Here is an 18,217-nt window from a genome sequence, read left to right as displayed (position 1 = left end):
AGCCTTAGAACCTAAATTAAAAGCCTTCCCACGGACCTATTGAAACTTTGGTAAAATTGTTTAAATCCGAAATTTCCTCAGCCATAGCCTTTATATCTTCCAGGGAAACATTAAAAACCTTTTCAACAATTTCTTCAGGAGAAATGATCTTACCATGATATAAAAACGATTTAGCCAGACGGGACATCCGCGTGGTAACACTTTCTAAGCTCAGTAAGAGGTTACCCTTAATTTGCTGCCGGGCCCGCTCTACTTCCTCTGCTGAAATGTCACCGGTTTTTAACTCCTTCAACTGCTTTTGGATAAGTTCTAAAGCTTCATTTACTTTATTCGGGCCGAGACCGGCATAAATTCCAAATAAACCTGCATCTTGATAAGCTGTGGTATAAGAATAAACGGAATAAACCAAACCGTGTCGTTCCCGTAACTCTTGGAAAAGCCTTGAACTAATCCCTCCCCCTAAAATTGTGCTGAGGATGTTTAGGCCATAAATCCGATCATCATTAATGGCATAGCCTTTCGTTCCCAAACATAAATGAACCTGTTCGGAATCTTTACGACGGCTAAAGCTATGTAAATTAAACTCGGGAATCGTTATTTTATCACCTTTTTGTTCCCCCTGGATACTCCCAAATAACTCCATTATTTTATCCAAAAGCTGTTGGTAATTTACCCTTCCGGCCACCGCAATAATTAAATTATCCGGAGTATAGTATCTTTTATAATAATTTACTACTTTTTCCCGGGTTAAACTCTCTATATCCTGAATTTCACCCAAAATAGGGCGCCCTAAAGGATGGTTGTTCCACATTACTTCGGTCAGGAGATCGTGAATTAGCTCGTCGGGCGCATCTTCATACATTCTAATTTCTTCAATTACCACGTTTTTTTCTTTTTCAATGTCTTCCTCGGCAAATTTGGAATTAAAAACCATATCGTGAAGAATTTCTAAGGCCAAAAGGGTATGCTCGTCTAAAACCCGGGCATAGTAACAGGTATACTCCTTGGTAGTAAAGGCGTTTAACTGTCCGCCTACCTGGTCCAGAGATTCAGCTATTTCTTTTGCGGTACGATTAACAGTGCCCTTAAACATCATGTGTTCAATGAAATGAGAAATTCCGCTTTCGTCCCTACGTTCATGACGGGAACCAACTTTAAACCACAAGCCAATGGCCGCGGAACGAATGTAGGGAATCTCTTCTACCAGAACGGTTATTTTGTTAGGTAAGGTGGTAACATGGATCATACTAAACCTCCATCATCTTACTTTTTGTAAATTTTGCTCGGCCAAAAATGCACCATTTAAAAAAAATAATGCCCGAACAAAGGAATCACTGTCTTCAATAACTACTTTAACAAGCTTATGTTCATTACCCACAGAAAATATTTTAACGTCTTTTGTTAAAGTCCACCAGTTATTTTTTTTAAAATACATTTTTTGGCCTTTGGACCAGATAACTTTTTCTCTTAGCTTTTCATCGGTTGTTTTAAAAGTTTTATACACGGCTGTAAACCTATCGGGACAATTTAAAACGGTACCAATTAAGAAACTGTTTCCCCGCCAGGCCCCTACTAAACATTTACCCGCTTCATTGGTTGTACCGGTTTTAACCCCTATTACCCGGGAATCGACAGCTAACAAGCGGTTAGTATTGTGAAATACCCTTGGCTTAAAGCCACTTTGCGCCTCATATTGTTTTGTTTTACATATATCGGCAAATTCATCTTTTAATAATGCGTAAAAGGTCAAAACGCATAGGTCTTTCGCCGAAATTTTGTGACCCGGGGCAGAAAGGCCGGAGGGGTTTTTAAAAGAAACCGAGGTTAAACCCATTTGTTTTAAATAATAATTTAATATTAACATAAAATTTTCCTTTCCTACAACCCACGCCAGGGCGTTAGCCGCATCATTTCCCGATTCCAACATTAATCCGTAAACAAGGTCAATTACAGCGATTTTTTCGTTGGGTTTAAGGTAAATTTTGGTACCCGTTACCCGCACCGCTTCTGGTTTTACCGTTAAGGTAAAATTCCTCGGATAAAGGTCCAATGCTGTTAAAGCGGTAGCAATTTTGGTGGTACTTGCCGGTGGTAGGGGAAAGTCTTGATTTTTGGCCTCAATGATTTGATTAGTAGTTGGTATAAAAAAGTAATAAGCTTTTGCCTTTATTTCCCCATGGACTTTTACCGGTAACGTTAACAAACATAAAAGCAATGGAATCAAATATCTCTTCATCTATTATCACCAATTGTATTGTTGCCAAATAAGCGTAAAATATTAATCTATGATTTCCCCAACGGTAACTATCCGGTAACCTTTAGCTTTTATTTTTTTTATTAAAATGGGCAGTACCTCCAAGGTTTGCGGCATGGGATGAATTAAAATAATTGCTCCGTTATTTAAATTTGGCAAAACCCGGTTAATAATTGTACCCGGCCCCGGTTTTTGCCAATCAATGGTATCAATGCTCCACATAACCGTCCTATATTTGAGATTGGTAGCGGCTTGTAAAACATTTTTTCCCCTCTCCCCGTAAGGCGGAGTAAAAAGATAGGTTTTATAACCGCAAATTTCTTCAATAACTCTTTCGGTTTTCAGAATTTCTTCCTCATTTTCCTTAACCGAAAGTAGGTCCGGATGTTTGTGTAAATAGCCGTGATTGCCAATTTCATGGCCGGCATTTTTTATTTGCCTTACAACTTCCGGATGTTTTTTGGCCCAAATCCCGCCAAGAAAAAAGGAAAACTTTACCTGTTCTTCTTCTAAAATTTTCAGCATTTCAGGAATTATTTCCTCACCCCAGTAAACATTACATAAAAAGGCTACCTGTTTTTTTTCCGGGTTTCCCTGGTATAGGGGATTCATGTAGCCGCTAACCACCACGGTCCGTTCAAAATAGAAGCAAAGCATAAAGGTTAAAATTAAAAAGCTCAGGGCTAAAGCTTTTTTCAAAATATAGATTCGCATGCCCACCCTCCCCTCTTTTTACCATAATTTTACGACCGGGAAGGGGTAAAAAGAACAAAACCCGTCTTAATGGGACGGGTTTTTCTTGACTTTATCTATTGCCCTTAAAACTGCCGTAAGAACCTCGGTGCGGTCCGCAATTTTGGTAAAATTTAAACGGGTAATAACTTCACCTTTATCGGTAACAACATATTTGGGCGGCAGTTGGTTTAAAGCAATAGCCTTAATGTCTAAAAGACAGCGCTCACACTTACAAACGTCTTGGGTGGGCAAAATTTCCTGAAGTATTTCATCCACCACTTCTTCGGTATAATTACGCAATACCGGCATTACCTTCTCCCCCTATAAACATTTTTTATAAAACTTTAGCAGAACCGTGGTATACCAGACCCCTCTGGGGATCTAGAGTTAACTTTTCCCCATCTTTAATTATCGAAGTAGCACCATCGACCCCAACTATTACAGGTATCCCAAACTCTAACCCCGCAATAGCCGCATGCGACGTAAGTCCTCCCGCTTCAACTACCAGTCCCGCGGCCTTTTCAATAGCCGAAACAAAATCTCTGTCGGTTGCTTCGGTTACCAAAATATCTCCCGGCTGAATCCGCTCGATTGCTTCCCTGGCGGTTCGACAGACCCGAGCCGTTCCGGTTATAGGCCTTGTTCCAATGCCCACACCTTTGGCCAAAACATTTCCCGCTACATGGACTTTTAAAAGGTTGGTTGTCCCTTTTACGCCCACCGGAACTCCGGCGGTAAGCACCACCAAATCGCCAGGTTTTAAAAGCCCACTTTCTAAAGAGGCTTCTATTGCTTTACTTAACATTTCATCGGTAGAATCGGAGGTTTTAACCAAAAGGGGAAATACCCCCCAAACCAGCGTCAACTTTCTAAGTACCTTCATATCCGGTGTGGCAGCAATAATAGGAACCGCCGGGCGGTACCGGGAAACCATTCGCGCCGTATAGCCCGAAGAAGTAGGCGTGATAATTGCCCCCGCATCCAATTCTTCAGCGGTGGTAACACTGGCGTGGCTTATGGCATCGGTTACAGTTTTAAAAGATTTTGTGGTGGGTTTATTTAGTTTTCGTAACGTGAGTAATTTTTCTTCCGCTTTTTCCGCAATCCGGGCCATTGTTTTAACCGCTTCTACCGGATATTTCCCGGCAGCCGTTTCTCCCGACAGCATTACCGCATCGGTGCCGTCAAAAATAGCATTAGCCACATCGGTAGCTTCGGCCCGGGTCGGACGTTTATTTCTAATCATTGAATCTAACATCTGGGTGGCGGTGATTACCGGTTTACCATTTTTATTACACTTTTCAATTATTTCCTTTTGCACCAAAGGCACATCTTCCGTTGGAATTTCTACTCCCAGATCCCCCCGGGCAACCATTATCCCATCCGCAACTTTGATGATTTCATCGATGTTTTCGACCCCTTCTTGGTTTTCGATTTTAGCAATTATTTCCATATCCGCCCCTTTTTCTTCCAGGTAACGCCGTAAAGCTAACACATCCGCTGCTTTTCGGACAAAAGAGTGGGCAATAAAGTCCGCTCCAATTTCAATACCAAAATCAATATCCTTCCGGTCCTTTTCGGTTAACGCCGGAAGATTAACTTTAACTCCCGGTAAATTTACTCCTTTGTTATTGGATAACTCACCACCGGTTATAACCCGGGCAATAACTTTATTACCCTGAATATCTTCGATTTTCAATTCTATTAACCCATCATCTAAAAGAATAGTTCCTCCGACATTAACATCCCGGGCTAATCCCGGATAATTTACTGGAACTCTCAAACCTTGACCCTCTGCTATATCCGGATCAAATACCACTAAGTCCCCTTCTTTTAAGACAATTTTTCCGTTTTCAACTTTACCAATGCGAATTTCCGGACCTTTTGTATCAATTAAAATTGCCACCGGGATTCCTACTTCTAAAGACGCCCGTCTAACCTTTTCAATTCTCTCCCGGTGCTCCTCGTGACTGCCATGAGCAAAATTAATTCTGGCCACATTCATTCCGGATATAATCATTTCTTTTAAGATACCTACGTCGTTTGAAGCCGGCCCAATTGTACAAACAATCTTGGTGCGTTTCATTTTAATTCTCACCCCGGTATTAAATCGATAAAATATCGGCTAAACGATAATATTCAAGGTCAATTTGCTTTTTCCCCGAAAAAGCAGTTTCCAGGGGCTTTAAAACATATTCGCCCTTCTCAAAGGCAACCATCACCCCTTGGGAAATCCCCTCTCTTAAGGCATCAACCGCCATAGCACCCATCCGGCTTGCTAAAATTCGGTCAAAAGCCGAAGGGCTTCCACCCCGCTGGATGTGGCCTAAAATCGTTACCCGGGTCTCAAAACCGGTCTTTTCCTTAATTACTTCTCCCAGCTTAATGCCGCTTCCCGCGCCCTCAGCAATGATAATTATGCTATGTAATTTTCCCCGCTGATGGCTCTTAATTAACTTTTGGCAAATTTCCTCGATAGAGTAAGGTATTTCCGGGATAATTATCGATTCAGCTCCTCCAGCAATTCCTGCTTCTAAAGCTATAAACCCGGCGTTTCTTCCCATAACCTCAACAATGAAGGTACGTTCATGGGAAAAGGCAGTATCCCGTATTTTATTAATAGCATCTACCACCGTATTTACCGTCGTATCAAAACCAATTGAATAATCGGTACCATAAATGTCATTGTCAATAGTTGCGGGTATACCGACCACCTTTACCCCAAATTCCTCATAAAGTTTTAAGGCTCCCTGGAAGGAGCCATCTCCTCCAATAACCACCAAACCTTCGATGCCATGGTTTTTTAAATTTTGAAAAGCTCTTAACCTGCCTTCATAAGTTTTAAATTCTAAAGAGCGGGCAGTTTTTAAGACCGTTCCGCCCCTTTGGATGATGTCACCAACACTGCCCAAACTCATTTCTTTTATCTCATTATTAATTAAGCCGGCATAACCTCGTTCAATTCCGTAAACTTTTATCCCGTGAAAAAGGGCTTTTCTAACTACCGCCCGAACCGCTGCGTTCATTCCTGGCGCATCGCCACCGCTGGTTAAAACCCCAATGGAGTTCATTAGCTTACGCCTCCCTCTACAATGCCGCTCCCTATATAGCGATACCGCTGATACCGTCTTCTTAACAGCTCCTCTACGGGAGTTTCTTTTAAGATTTGCAGATTTTTAACAACTTCTTCTTTAACCGCCTTTAATGTTTCCGCTGGATTCCGGTGTGCTCCTCCCAACGGCTCGGGGATAATGCCATCTATTAACCCAAACTCCAATAAATGCTCGGAAGTAAGTTTTAAAAGTTCGGAAGCTTCCTGGGCGCGGGATGAGTCTTTCCAGAGAATTGCCGCAAAGCTTTCCGGAGCAATAACCGAAAAAACCGCATTTTCTAACATTAATAACTTATCACCTGCTGCCAGCGCTAAAGCTCCGCCGCTTCCGCCTTCCCCCGTAATAACGGCTAAAACCGGAGTTTTTAAGCTAATAAGTGTGGCAATTGCTTCGGCAATAGCCTGAAACTGCCCTCTTTCTTCCGCTCCAATTCCGCAAAAAGCCCCCGGTGTATCGATAAACGTTAAAACCGGCCGTCCAAACTTCTCTGCCTGTTTAAATAAACGAATGGCCTTGCGATATCCTTCGGGATGAGCCATGCCAAAATTTCTCATGATATTTTCCTTGGTATCTTTCCCCTTTAAATTTCCGACGATAGTAACCGGGATATTTTCTATTATCCCTATACCTCCAATCATCGCCGGATCATCACCAAAGCGCCGGTCACCTTTCAATTCAATAAAATCATCGCAGAGGTAATTTATATAATCCCGCGTATTGGGCCGCTCGGGATGTCGGGCCAATAAAACCCTCTGCCAAGGAGTTAGGTTCTGGTATATTTCCTTTGCCAATTGCTGGGCCTTGGCCGAAAGCAATTCTAACTCGCGGGAAACATCAATGTTTTTCTCTTCAGCAAACTTTTTTAAGTCAGATATTTTATTTTCTAATTCAACCAAAGGTTTTTCAAACTCAAATAAAAAATTTGCCATACGCTGCCCCCAATTTACTTTTGGCTGTGCCAAGCCAAGAGTTTTGTAATAACTTCTTTTTGCTGCTCTCTGGAAACCACAGCATCGATAAAACCGTGCTGCTCCAGAAATTCTGCTCGTTGAAAACCTTCGGGAAGCTTTTGCCGGATAGTTTGCTCAATAACCCGGGGTCCGGCAAATCCTATTAAAGCCCCCGGTTCAGCCAATATTATATCACCCAAGGCTGCAAAACTTGCCGAAACACCGCCGGTAGTAGGATCGGTCATAACTACCAAATAAAAAATTTTTTCTGCATTTAAACGATTTACCAGTTGAACCGTTTTGGCCATCTGCATTAAAGAAAAAATTCCCTCCTGCATCCGAGCTCCTCCGGATGCAGTAAAGACTACAAGCGGTAGCTTTTTCTCCAGAGCTTTTTCCATCGCTAAACATATTTTTTCCCCTACAGCCGTGCCCATACTGGCCATAATAAAATTCGGGTCCATTATTGCCAAAACTACTTCTCTACCATTAATTTTTCCCAATCCGGTAACTACCGCTTCTTTTAAGCCGGTTTTTTCCCGGGCTTCCGCTAACTTCTCTTCATATCCTGGAAAATTTAAAGGATTGCCCCCACTAATTTCCCGGCCAAATTCTACAAAACTATTTTCATCGCATAAGAGTTTAATTCTTTCCCAGGCACTAATTTTAAAATGATACCCGCATTTTGGACAAACTTTAAAATTTTTCTCCAATTCCTTGTTAAAAATAATTTCCCCACACCGGGGACATTTCTGCCACAAACCATCGGGAATCTCTTTTTGTTTAGTTTCCGGCTTTACAGTTACATACTTCGATTTGCGAAAAAAGTCAAACATAGCAAAACTCCTTTACATTTCATTTAAAATTTCCATCGCTTCTTCCACTTCTGCTTCGGGTACCATAACTTCATAGGTGGAATTGTCTCCTTCGATCCCTATTGGTTTAATCTTCACCAAAAATCCTTCTTTCGCTAAAGCCTCCTGAACCCTTAAGGCATCTTTTTTATTTGGCGCAATATAAACCACAGTCCACATACAATTCCCTCCGGCTCTTTATTCGTTTTTTATCACACCATGCTTGGTATAAATTTCCGCTTTTCCTCTAATTTTAATTGCCGAAGTATGCTCGGTAAACTGGGCCACCATAACTTCACCCTTATCTAATTTTTCTGTATGGTGAAATTTGGTATCTTTTCCGCGGGTCAAGCCCATAATTGTTACCCCATTTTCTAAAGCTTTCACGACAATATATTCGGCATTTATTGCCGAGCTAAAAGCAAAATTATCACACACCACCAATCACTCTCCTTCTCGAAAAATTGATTGCTGTAACAGGCAATTTTTTATACTTTCGGTTTTGCCGTAAACAATTAATTTATCCCCCGCTTCCAGTACTTCATTTCCCCGGGGAGAGTGAATAAAACTGCTACCCCTCTAAATGGCCATGATAAATATTCCTTTGTCCCTTATCTTACTCCCAGCTATGCTTTGACCAACCAGAGGTGCGTCCGGATGGAGAATAAACTCCGCCACCCCATAATCATCAGAAAGCTTTAAAACCTCCCAAAAAGTTTGGTGATGAAGGAAAGACTTTTTTATTTGCTTTTCCAAACCTCTCTCAAAAATATTTATTAAATAGCGGTTGGAAAATAGTAAAAAACCTCCCACAAAAATTGAACCGGCAATTAATACCTGATGAGGTGTAATCTTTTTCGTCCACGAACCAAACACCGAACCAACCACCGTGGCCATCCCCAGGTAACTTATTACCATTAAAACGGAAATTACCCTGCGTCTTAAGGGATGCTGGACGATTAATTCCGATTCCCGGGTGGTAAAGCCAACGGAAGTTAAGGCTGATAAAGCCTGAAAGCGGGCTTTACCGATTTCCATTCCTGTTGATTTTAAAATTATTGCGGCAATTTCCATAATCAAAATCAATAAATAGAAGGTTAAAACTAAAATAATCAGGCTCATACCACCACTCCGCTTTTAGCTTACAATAGGGGCCAAATACTGTCAAGAAACGGTTTTTGTCTTAACGTTTTCATCCCCCAAAAGCTTTTTAATCTCCCAGAGGACAGGACTTTTTAAATCAATCCAGTATTCCTGCGAAAGTTTTATAAGTTTCTTCCCTCCCGGATACAGGTAAACCGGTGCTGGTCCCGGGTACTTCCGTAAAATCCCCTGGACCAATGGAATATTTCCGGGAGAAACTTTTAGATAAACTTCCAAGGCATTGCTCATATCTAACTCGTAAACTCTTTCGACAATCATCTTTAAACCTTCCTCATCTTCTTCAACGGCACCGTAAAACCATAAGATATTTTCCTCCTGCAGCAGGTCACGGTAGGTTAACCAGCAGTCAGGGAATATTACTGCTTCAACGGTCTGATTCAATCCTTCCAGCAGGGCAAAAGCCATTGGTTCTCCTCTGCGGGTTACAGTCCGTTTTATCTCCGCCAAAATAGCCGGATAGTATATTTTTTCTTTGTTTTCTTTTAGGTTACAATGCTTTTGGATAAAGCTCCTAAGCCCAGCCAAGGGATGACCGGTTAAATACAACCCCAGGCTCTCTTTTTCCATCCGCAGCAGTTCCAATTTTGAAAATTCTTCTTCCAAACGCAGATTGTAGCGGTCGGCCTCCGGTAAAAAATCCCCAAGGGTTAACTGAACGCCATTTGATTTCTTGCTGTAAAATTCTAAAGCATCATCCAAGTTATTTAACAGGGTTTTGCGATTAAAGCCAAAACTCGCAAAAGCCCCAGCTTTAATTAAACTTTCAATTACCCGTTTATTAACCGTTTTTTTGTCTATTCGGTGTAAGAAATCATTAAAATCACGAAAAGGGCCTTTCTGGCGTTCTTCAATGATTTTTGCCGCCGCAGCCTCCCCAACATTTTTTACAGCAGCTAAACCAAAGCGAATTTCCTGGCCCGAAATGGTAAAGTCGACTTCACTTAAATTTATATCGGGTGGTAAAACCTTTATACCTCTTCTCTGGCAATCTTCTGCATATACTGTTACTTTATCAAGATTATCTTTTACACTGATTAACAAAGCAGCCAAAAAGGCAACCGGAAAATTTGCCTTTAACCAGGCGGTATAATACGCCACAAAAGCATAAGCCGCACTATGGGACTTATTAAAACCGTAACCGGCAAAATATTCAATAAGATTGAAAATTTCCTCCGCCTTTTCCCGGGGATAACCCCGTGCCACCGACCGCTCAATAAAATCGTTTTTTAAGGCAGCAATGATTTCGGGCTTCTTCTTACCCATAGCCCGGCGGAGTAAATCCGCCTCCCCGAGGGAAAACCCGGCCAGCACACTGGCAATTAACATCACCTGTTCTTGATAAACTATAACCCCGTAAGTTTCTCTTAAGATCGGCTCCAAGTCCGGATGAGGATATTCCACCGGTACCCTTCCGTGACGACGATTGATAAAATCCTCCACCATTCCGCTGCCCAGCGGCCCAGGCCGGTATAACGCCACCAAGGCAATTAAATCCTCGATACTGGTTGGTTTTAGCTCTTTAAGGATTTGCCTCATCCCCTGACTTTCTAACTGGAAAACACCAACGGTGTCACCCTCTCCTAAAAGTTTATAAGTTTTTTCATCGTCCAAGGGAATGTCTTTTAAATTAATCTCCTTCCCCGTTTGCTTTTTAATGAAATCCAAAGCTTTTTCAATTACGGTTAGCGTTCTTAAGCCCAGCAGGTCAATTTTTAAAAGACCTAACTCCTCGACCGTATCTTTTTCAAACTGGGTGGTAACCACCCCTTCAGAAGTTTTAAACAGCGGTATATGTTTATCAATTTCTTCCGGCGCAATTACCAAACCCGCCGCATGAACCGAAGCATGTCTTGGCATACCTTCAATTTGCCTTGCTAAATCCAATAACTCACGGACTTTGGGGTTGTTTTGATATAATGTTTTAAGTTCCGGAGTGGTTTCGATAGCTTCTTCCAAGGTTATCCCCAGGACGTTGGGAATAAGTTTGGCTATCTTATCTACTTCACTGTAGGGCCAATCCAGGGCCCTCCCTACATCCCTAACTGCAGCTTTGGCAGCCATCGTTCCAAAGGTGATAATTTGGGCTACCCGGTCTTCCCCGTACTTTTGGTACAGATAATCGATTACCTCCTGCCTCCGTTCAAAACAAAAATCCACATCAATATCCGGCATACTAACTCTTTCTGGATTTAAAAAGCGCTCAAACAAGAGGCCATATTTAAGCGGGTCGATATCGGTAATTTCAAGGGTATAGGCTACCAAGCTCCCCGCAGCAGAACCCCTTCCCGGTCCCACCATAATTCCTTTTTCCCTGGCATAACGGATAAAATCCCAAACAATCAAAAAATATCCAGAAAATCCCATTTGCTCAATAATCTTTAATTCATGCAACAAGCGCGTTTTTACTTCTTCCCCCGGGTTTGGGTACCTTTTGTAAAGTCCCTGAAAACAAAGCTCTTTTAGGTATTGCGCAGGAGTTTTCCCCTCAGGTACCGGGAAATCAGGCAAAAGGTATCTACCAAACTCGAACTCTAAATTGCATTGTTCGGCTATATTTAAGGTGTTTTTTAAAGCATCTGGCAGCTCGCCAAAAATAAGCTCCATCTCATAGGGGGTTTTTAAATAAAACTCCTCCGTTGGAAATTTCATCCTACCAGGGTCGTTAATCGACTTTCCAGTTTGGATTGCTAAAAGCACATCATGAGTTTTGGCATGCTCTTTTAAAATGTAATGAACGTCATTGGTAGCTACCAGCGGAATATTTAATTGTTTGGAAAGAGCAATTAATTCCCGATTCACCACTTTTTGTTCGCTTATGCCGTGGTACTGAAGCTCTAAGTAAAAATTTTCCTTTCCAAAAATATCACGGTAGATGCCCGCAACTTCCCGCGCCTTTTCCCTTTGCCCGGATAAAATCAACTCGGGAATTTCACCGGCCAAGCACGAAGATAAGGCAATTAAACCCTGGCTGTTTTCCGCTAAAAGCTGTTTATCCACCCGTGGTTTATAATAATAGCCTTCCGTATACGAACGCGAGACAAGGCGCAAAAGATTTTGATAACCGGTGCGGTCTTTGGCAAGTAAAACCAAGTGCGTTAATTGGTCATCAATTTTAGGAGTTTTGTCAAAGCGAGTCCGGGGTGCCACGTAGACCTCTACGCCAAGAATAGGCTTTATGCCCTGGGCCTTTGCCTCTTTATAAAATTCAATAACCCCAAACAAGTTTCCGTGATCGGTCAAAGCCAGGGCAGGCATCTTTAATTCCACTGCCCTTCCTACCAGGTCTTTAATTTTCCCTGCTCCATCCAATAAACTGTAACAGCTATGGGTATGCAAATGTACAAAACTCATACACATATCCTCCTATAATAAACCAAAAGACACCTCCGACGGGTGCCTTATTTTTCAATTAAACGAACCTCAATTAAAGCTTTGGCATTCAGGTTACTTTGCCTATAAAAATCTATCTCTAATTTTGCATTTCTTTTTTCCAGGTACAACAACTTACCCCGAACTACAAGGGTTTCTCCATAAGTTAGGGGAGTTAACAGAGATAAAGAAAAATTATTAACCACTACCGGAGCTTTAACTTTTTTTCGCACCATCAGATTGGCATAAAAAATGGAAAGGGATAAAAGAACAGTGGAACTTAACATACTCAGTTCATTTATTAAAAAATCATTTATTTTTCCTTCTAAAAATATCCCGTTTTCGTCCTCACCAACATGGAAATTTTTTATAATAAGATCTTCTAAAGTTTCGCCAAAATGCGGTTGTCTTTCCAGCCGCTGTAAAGCATCAATAATATTTTGGCGGCTAATAATGCCTAATAACTTAAAAGACTCATCCACAACCGGAACCAAATCAATCCTGTCCCAGGTCATAACCCTGGCTATATGACCAATAGGCGTTTCGGGACTGGCGGAAATAACATCTTTTGACATTAAATTTTCCACTAACTCGTCTTCCCCGGCACCGGCAACATCGGTAGCAGTGATTATGCCGCAAACCCGATTTTCCTTATCCACCACCGGAAAACGGCTGTGGCCGGTATTGAGAAATAATTGGCGCCAATCCCTCACCCTTTGCCCTAAAGAAAGGGTAAATACTTTTTTTACCATAATATCTCTTGCGGTTATAACTTCTTTTTCTTTTAAGCGCTCATATAAAGCTTGATGCAAAAGCGACGTTACCGTAAAAGTATCGTACGGTGATGATAATATCGCTAAATTATTTTCCCTTGCCAGTTCTAAAAGTTCCGTCTTTACCGGAAAACCTCCGGTTATCAGCAGGTGGGCACCGCTTTGTAAAGCTTTTAACTGGGCATCTTCCCGGTTGCCTACGATAAATAAGCAACCCTCTACCAAAAATCTTTCGATAGCTTCAACAGCCATTGCCCCAATTAAAAAATTTGCAAAACGGTAATTTAACAAATCTTCCCCCACCAGCAAATGGGACTCGGTTATTTTTATAATTTCATTTAATGTTAAATCTTTTAATTCTTTTTTTTCGATATTTGTTATGCGAATCGTTCCTACTTTAGGAACAGTTTTTACCAAACCTTCCGCTTCCGCTTCTTTAATTGCCCTGTAAGCGGTACCTTCACTAACCTTTAATTCTTTGGCTAACAATCTTACCGACACTTTGCTACCGGAAGGTAAATTGCGAATATAAGCCAATAATTTTGCATGTTTGGTATTACTCATTTAATCCACCCTAACTTTTTGCTGGCAATCACTGCATACTCCGTAAAATTCTAAACGATGATTTTTTACAGAAAACCCCATCTTTTTTTCCACTTCTTTTTCAATCTTCTCTAAGACGGGCATATCTACATCGTAAACCCTGCCACAATTTTCACATACAAAATGGTAATGAGGCACCGGATTTCCGTCAAAACGGCTGTAAGAACTGCCATAATTCAGTTCTAAAATTTCCCCGGATTGGGTTAATTGTCTCAAATTCCGGTAAACGGTACCAAGGCTTATATCGGGAATTATTCTTCGCGCCTGTTCGTAAATCCAATCGGCGGTTGGATGATTTTTGGTATTTTTTAAAATGTCAATAATAACTTTCTTTTGTCGGGTCATTCTTGTGGTTGCTGCCATTGGTTTCACCTCAAGAAAAATTATGATAATAGTTCTTATTTACTATTATAATCCCTTTAAAATTTTTTCATAGTAGTTTAAATAGTTTATTACTTGTTTTTCTTTACTAAAACGTTCTTTTGCTCTAATTCGCCCCCATCTTCCAAAATCCCTTTTAAGCCAAGGCTCCTTAAGTAATTTTACCACCGCCTCTGCCGCCTTTTCGAGATCCAAATAATCCACCAGGTAACCGGTCTGCCCATCAACAACTACCTCCGGCAAACCTCCAACCCGGTAAGCAACCACCGGAACTTCCATAGCCATCGCTTCCAAAGCTACCAAACCAAAACTCTCGGTTTCGGAAGTAATTAACAGTACATCGGAAATACTTAACACGTCACTGACTTTGGGCATTTTCCCTAAAAACTTCACCTTATTTGTAAGATTTTTCTTCTGCACTTCATTGAGAACTTTTCCGGTATCCGGTCCCTCACCTACGTACACTAAGACACTATCAACCTCGGTTTGCACTTTAGAAAAAATTTCTAAAACATCTAAGGCCCGTTTTACTGGCCGAAAATTGGAAATATGTATGATTACTTTTTGCTTTTCCGGAACTCCCAATTTTTCTTTTAAACTTTCATCCGTTTTCGGCCGATACTCGTCAAGATCAACAAAATTGTAGATAACCTCAATGGTCCTGGGACTTATGGCAAATATCTCACAGGTTACATTTTTTAAATACTCGGAAACCGCTGTAACACCATCGGATTTTAGTATGGACCAGCGGGTTACATCAAAAAGTTCTCGCCGCTGGCCAACTAAGGTAACATCAGTGCCATGGAGGGTAGTAATAACTTTGAGCTCTTTACCTTCGCTACTTAAAATTTCCTTCGCCATCAAGGCTGCCACCGTATGGGGGATAGCATAGTGGGTATGAATTAAGTCTATATGGTAAGTTCGAACAACTTCAATAATTTTTCCGGCCAGGGGTAAGTAGTATAACGGAAACTTAAAAAGCGGATAATCGACCGGCTCTACCTCGTGGTAATAAATCCCGGGGAGAATTCCTTCCAAACGAAAAGGGCGTTCAAGGCAGATGAAATGGACTTCAATCCCTTTTTGTCCTAAAGCTTTTCCCAGTTCCGCAGCTACAACCCCACTTCCGCCATAACCGGGATAACAAACAATACCGATTTTCACAGGATCACCTACTTAATCAATACCAGGGGGTGTTCTAACTCCAGTAATTCCTGTAAGACAAAACCTTCTCCGTACCTTTTTCCTATTTGCGCTCCAAAAAAGAGGTCCCGGCTTTCTATCCTGCCCAGAAACTGTCCTTCATTTAAAAATGTCTGACTGAATTCCGGACGGTGCGCAAACTGCGAAACATGGGCTAATACAGCCCTTTTTTTAATGGAATAATATTCGGTTACATCAACCACAAAGCTCGGTGTAGCTGAAATCGTTAAAAAATATCTTAAATACTTCTCCGGTCTTTTAATTGGCTTTATTTCCGGTAACACTTTGTTCAGTCCTGCACTAAAGAAACCTTCTTTAACTAAGCTTCCAGCCCTTTCGTGATCCGGATGCCTGTCCACCCAGTAGGGGGCAGCAATCACCTTCGGCTGTGCTTTGCGTAAAATCTCGACTACTTTTTCGATATTTTCCGGCGTTAAATTAATACCCCGATCAGGAATTTCTAAATTTATCCGAAAGCTTGCTCCTAAAATTTCCATTGCCTTATACGCTTCATCCTGACGTTGTTCGATAGTACCGTTGGTAGCCATTTCACCCAGGGTTAAATCCACCAGTCCCACTTTATAACCAAGCCGGGTTAATTTGGCAATCGTTCCACCAATGCCGCATTCAATATCATCAGGGTGGGCTCCAAAAGCTAAAAAATCAACCTTTTCCATTTATTTTTCCTCCTTAACTCAAAATTTTACTGAATACAGCCTGCAAATGTTCTACGCTGTTTGTTTCAATCATGGAAACTTCTTGGGCTAATTTTTTAAGTAAAGTATCTTCCTGCCATTTTTTGGCCGGTACCGGATTTAAAAATTTTACATCCTGGTATTGCCGGCAAATTTTCTTAAGCTCTTCTAACGTTTCAGCAAACTGCACCGTTTTTCCATCGGAAAAGATTAAAAGCGTCTGTCGAAAACTTCTCCTGGTTTTGGCAATATTTAGGTAACTTTTTAAGGCTTGATTGAGATTTGTTCCGCGTCCCCACTGCTGGCTATCTTCAATTAGCCGCTTTAAATCCAAAAGAGACTTGTTATAATTTTTAAGCGGTAACACTTCTAAATCTTCGGCAAAAAGGTAGAGTTCAATTTTTTTTAAGCTTCGCGCCACAGCAAATAAAAAAGAAAGGGCAAATTTAGCGTAAATCGCCATCGACGCCGAAACATCAATTAAAAGGGTAATTTGGGGCTTATTTTTTTTCTTCTCCCGGTATTTTAAGTTAAATAACACTCCCCCGTGGGATAAATTGGCGCGAATGGTTTTTCGTAAGTTTATATACTTTTTTCTCCTGGTTTCTTTCAAGCGCCTCGAAGCTTTGGCATTTAATCTTCCCGCATAACGTTTAATTAATTTTTCCACCCTTTCGTAATCCCGTTCGCTTAAATCTTTTAAATTAGCAGTAAAAAGGTCTTTTCTCCGACCACCAACTCCCGCCTCCGGTAAAACCATCCGTTCTTGATAATATTTTAAGACTCCCTTTATGGTTTTTTCTAACAGAGGAAAGCTATCTACAATTTGATTGGGGTAAAATTGCTTAATTTTTTCGTATAGCTTTTGGAAAACTTCCGGCGGAAGACTGTTTAAAACTTCCTTTTCCTTATTATTAAATTCAATTTCCCGGTAAATACCGACCTGTTTCAAAGCTTGATTAACCTTGTGGGCTTTATCCTCCCATTTTTGCCTTGGGTGGTGGACTGGTTTTAAAAAATCATCGGTAAAATAAAAATCAAAAATTTCACCAAAACTATCTTTAAGACCGCTACTTTTTAGTAATGTTGCCTGAAAAACCGCTTTTAACTCGCTATTATTCTGGGGATTGACTAACGCCAGGGCTTTTAACAAATCTTCAATTTCCCCGGTGGAAATGGAAAATCCCTGAATCCTTAATAAATCCACAAAAAACAGGACATTTTTTAACATTTTACTCCCTCATTTAAGTATTTTCATCTATATATTGGAGCAAGCGATTTGCCCCCCCTTTTTCATAAAACGTCTCAATATCCTCTTTATTTTTTAAAACAAACCCAATGGTGTTTTCGATAAACTCTTTAGTTAAGCGCTCATCCCCCAATAAAGCAAGAGTTTTTGCCCAGTCCAACGTCTCGGAAATAGCGGGAGGTTTATAAAGATCCATCTCCCGGCGGAGAAAGTGAACGGCCGTTGCCACTTTTTCCGCTAATTCTTGATGAATTTCTTTTACTTTTTTAAGAATTATCTTTGTCTCTAACTTTATATCGGGAAAATCAATATATAAATAAACGGCTCGCCGTTTTAAACCATCGGATAATTCGCGACTTCCGTTGCTCGTTAGCACCACCAAAGGAATCTCCCTGGCCTTAATTGTTCCAAGCTCCGGTATTGTTACCTGAAAATCCGAAAGAAGCTCAAATAAAAATGCTTCAAATTCTTCATCCACTTTATCAATTTCATCGATTAATAGCACTGGCTTTTTTTGCGCCCGAAGAGCTTTCAGTAAAGGTCTTTCCAAAAGGTACTCCTCGGAAAAAACAAAAGTCTTATCGTCGTTATTTTTACTGCTTTGAATGGCAATTAACTGTTTATGATAGTTCCATTCGTATAAAGCTTTAGCTTCATCCAAACCTTCATAACACTGAAGGCGAATTAGTTCTGTATTTAACACTTTAGCCAGCACCTTTGCCAGCTCCGTTTTACCAACTCCGGGAGGTCCTTCAACTAAAATTGGCTTGTTTAATTTTAAAGCTAAGAAAACTGGAATGGCAATCTCCGGAGAGGTTAAATACCCCGCTTCTTCCATTTTTTGTAGAAGGTTTTGATAATTTTCCAAAAATTT

At 40.9% G+C, this 18,217-nt stretch carries 18 protein-coding genes; all 18 read right to left on the bottom strand.

Going from position 1 to position 18,217, the window contains the following annotated elements; genetic code table 11:
- Positions 1-16: 16 nt before the first annotated feature.
- On the bottom strand, positions 17-1,246 hold the full coding sequence (locus tag CHY_RS05335) for a M16 family metallopeptidase (protein ID WP_011344069.1): 1,230 nt from the start codon (positions 1,244-1,246) through the stop codon (positions 17-19).
- 12 nt (positions 1,247-1,258) lie between these two features.
- A complete protein-coding gene (locus CHY_RS12720) occupies positions 1,259-2,236 on the bottom strand; it encodes a D-alanyl-D-alanine carboxypeptidase family protein (RefSeq protein WP_011344068.1) in 978 nt (325 codons plus the stop codon).
- A 42-nt stretch (positions 2,237-2,278) separates the two neighbouring features.
- Entirely contained in the window at positions 2,279-2,968 is a 690-nt protein-coding gene (locus tag CHY_RS05325) for a polysaccharide deacetylase family protein (RefSeq protein WP_011344067.1), read from the bottom strand.
- A gap of 66 nt (positions 2,969-3,034) precedes the next feature.
- Positions 3,035-3,298: a late competence development ComFB family protein gene (locus tag CHY_RS05320; RefSeq protein ID WP_011344066.1), complete on the bottom strand. Its 264-nt coding sequence runs from the start codon at positions 3,296-3,298 to the stop codon at positions 3,035-3,037.
- 25 nt (positions 3,299-3,323) lie between these two features.
- Positions 3,324-5,075, bottom strand: a complete 1,752-nt coding sequence (gene pyk, locus CHY_RS05315; protein ID WP_011344065.1) for a pyruvate kinase — start codon at positions 5,073-5,075, stop codon at positions 3,324-3,326.
- A 19-nt stretch (positions 5,076-5,094) separates the two neighbouring features.
- On the bottom strand, positions 5,095-6,060 hold the full coding sequence (gene pfkA / locus CHY_RS05310; RefSeq protein ID WP_011344064.1) for a 6-phosphofructokinase: 966 nt from the start codon (positions 6,058-6,060) through the stop codon (positions 5,095-5,097).
- Positions 6,060-7,031: an acetyl-CoA carboxylase carboxyltransferase subunit alpha gene (locus tag CHY_RS05305; protein WP_011344063.1), complete on the bottom strand. Its 972-nt coding sequence runs from the start codon at positions 7,029-7,031 to the stop codon at positions 6,060-6,062. Before CHY_RS05305 ends, pfkA begins: the two co-directional genes overlap by 1 nt.
- Before the next feature lie 14 nt (positions 7,032-7,045).
- Entirely contained in the window at positions 7,046-7,888 is an 843-nt protein-coding gene (accD, locus tag CHY_RS05300) for an acetyl-CoA carboxylase, carboxyltransferase subunit beta (protein ID WP_011344062.1), read from the bottom strand.
- A gap of 12 nt (positions 7,889-7,900) precedes the next feature.
- Positions 7,901-8,086 carry a DUF2007 domain-containing protein gene (locus CHY_RS05295; protein WP_011344061.1) on the bottom strand — a complete coding sequence of 62 codons (186 nt, stop codon included), beginning with the start codon at positions 8,084-8,086 and terminating at the stop codon, positions 7,901-7,903.
- A gap of 18 nt (positions 8,087-8,104) precedes the next feature.
- On the bottom strand, positions 8,105-8,347 hold the full coding sequence (gene mtrB / locus CHY_RS05290) for a trp RNA-binding attenuation protein MtrB (protein WP_011344060.1): 243 nt from the start codon (positions 8,345-8,347) through the stop codon (positions 8,105-8,107).
- A 138-nt stretch (positions 8,348-8,485) separates the two neighbouring features.
- Positions 8,486-9,028 (bottom strand): hypothetical protein, encoded by a 543-nt coding sequence (locus tag CHY_RS05285; RefSeq protein WP_226986727.1) that lies wholly within the window; start codon positions 9,026-9,028, stop codon positions 8,486-8,488.
- A 42-nt stretch (positions 9,029-9,070) separates the two neighbouring features.
- The gene (locus tag CHY_RS05280) at positions 9,071-12,421 is read right to left on the bottom strand and encodes a DNA polymerase III subunit alpha (RefSeq protein ID WP_011344059.1); all 3,351 of its coding nucleotides are present in this window, start codon (positions 12,419-12,421) and stop codon (positions 9,071-9,073) included.
- A gap of 47 nt (positions 12,422-12,468) precedes the next feature.
- Positions 12,469-13,776 (bottom strand): DRTGG domain-containing protein, encoded by a 1,308-nt coding sequence (locus tag CHY_RS05275; RefSeq protein ID WP_011344058.1) that lies wholly within the window; start codon positions 13,774-13,776, stop codon positions 12,469-12,471.
- Entirely contained in the window at positions 13,777-14,178 is a 402-nt protein-coding gene (locus CHY_RS05270) for a Fur family transcriptional regulator (protein ID WP_011344057.1), read from the bottom strand.
- 45 nt (positions 14,179-14,223) lie between these two features.
- Entirely contained in the window at positions 14,224-15,360 is a 1,137-nt protein-coding gene (bshA, locus tag CHY_RS05265) for an N-acetyl-alpha-D-glucosaminyl L-malate synthase BshA (protein ID WP_011344056.1), read from the bottom strand.
- An 8-nt stretch (positions 15,361-15,368) separates the two neighbouring features.
- Positions 15,369-16,076 carry a bacillithiol biosynthesis deacetylase BshB1 gene (gene bshB1 / locus CHY_RS05260; protein ID WP_011344055.1) on the bottom strand — a complete coding sequence of 236 codons (708 nt, stop codon included), beginning with the start codon at positions 16,074-16,076 and terminating at the stop codon, positions 15,369-15,371.
- 13 nt (positions 16,077-16,089) lie between these two features.
- On the bottom strand, positions 16,090-17,325 hold the full coding sequence (locus CHY_RS05255) for a VWA domain-containing protein (RefSeq protein WP_011344054.1): 1,236 nt from the start codon (positions 17,323-17,325) through the stop codon (positions 16,090-16,092).
- Between the two features lie 13 nt (positions 17,326-17,338).
- On the bottom strand, positions 17,339-18,211 hold the full coding sequence (locus tag CHY_RS05250; RefSeq protein ID WP_011344053.1) for an AAA family ATPase: 873 nt from the start codon (positions 18,209-18,211) through the stop codon (positions 17,339-17,341).
- Positions 18,212-18,217 lie beyond the last annotated feature (6 nt).

Origin of the sequence: Carboxydothermus hydrogenoformans Z-2901, from assembly GCF_000012865.1 — a bacterium.
In the GTDB taxonomy this organism is placed as follows: Bacteria; Bacillota; Z-2901; order Carboxydothermales; family Carboxydothermaceae; genus Carboxydothermus; species Carboxydothermus hydrogenoformans.
Note: the sequence above shows the minus strand (reverse complement) of the source record. Positions and strands in the feature narration are given on the sequence as shown.

Coding starts and splice junctions, on each gene's coding strand:
- CHY_RS05335 (WP_011344069.1), bottom strand. CDS start 1,246: ATGATCCATGTTACCACCTTACCTAACAAAATAACCGTTCTGGTAGAA.
- CHY_RS12720 (WP_011344068.1), bottom strand. CDS start 2,236: ATGAAGAGATATTTGATTCCATTGCTTTTATGTTTGTTAACGTTACCG.
- CHY_RS05325 (WP_011344067.1), bottom strand. CDS start 2,968: ATGCGAATCTATATTTTGAAAAAAGCTTTAGCCCTGAGCTTTTTAATT.
- CHY_RS05320 (WP_011344066.1), bottom strand. CDS start 3,298: ATGCCGGTATTGCGTAATTATACCGAAGAAGTGGTGGATGAAATACTT.
- pyk (WP_011344065.1), bottom strand. CDS start 5,075: ATGAAACGCACCAAGATTGTTTGTACAATTGGGCCGGCTTCAAACGAC.
- pfkA (WP_011344064.1), bottom strand. CDS start 6,060: ATGAACTCCATTGGGGTTTTAACCAGCGGTGGCGATGCGCCAGGAATG.
- CHY_RS05305 (WP_011344063.1), bottom strand. CDS start 7,031: ATGGCAAATTTTTTATTTGAGTTTGAAAAACCTTTGGTTGAATTAGAA.
- accD (WP_011344062.1), bottom strand. CDS start 7,888: ATGTTTGACTTTTTTCGCAAATCGAAGTATGTAACTGTAAAGCCGGAA.
- CHY_RS05295 (WP_011344061.1), bottom strand. CDS start 8,086: ATGTGGACTGTGGTTTATATTGCGCCAAATAAAAAAGATGCCTTAAGG.
- CHY_RS05285 (WP_226986727.1), bottom strand. CDS start 9,028: ATGAGCCTGATTATTTTAGTTTTAACCTTCTATTTATTGATTTTGATT.
- CHY_RS05280 (WP_011344059.1), bottom strand. CDS start 12,421: ATGAGTTTTGTACATTTGCATACCCATAGCTGTTACAGTTTATTGGAT.
- CHY_RS05275 (WP_011344058.1), bottom strand. CDS start 13,776: ATGAGTAATACCAAACATGCAAAATTATTGGCTTATATTCGCAATTTA.
- CHY_RS05270 (WP_011344057.1), bottom strand. CDS start 14,178: ATGGCAGCAACCACAAGAATGACCCGACAAAAGAAAGTTATTATTGAC.
- bshB1 (WP_011344055.1), bottom strand. CDS start 16,076: ATGGAAAAGGTTGATTTTTTAGCTTTTGGAGCCCACCCTGATGATATT.
- CHY_RS05255 (WP_011344054.1), bottom strand. CDS start 17,325: ATGTTAAAAAATGTCCTGTTTTTTGTGGATTTATTAAGGATTCAGGGA.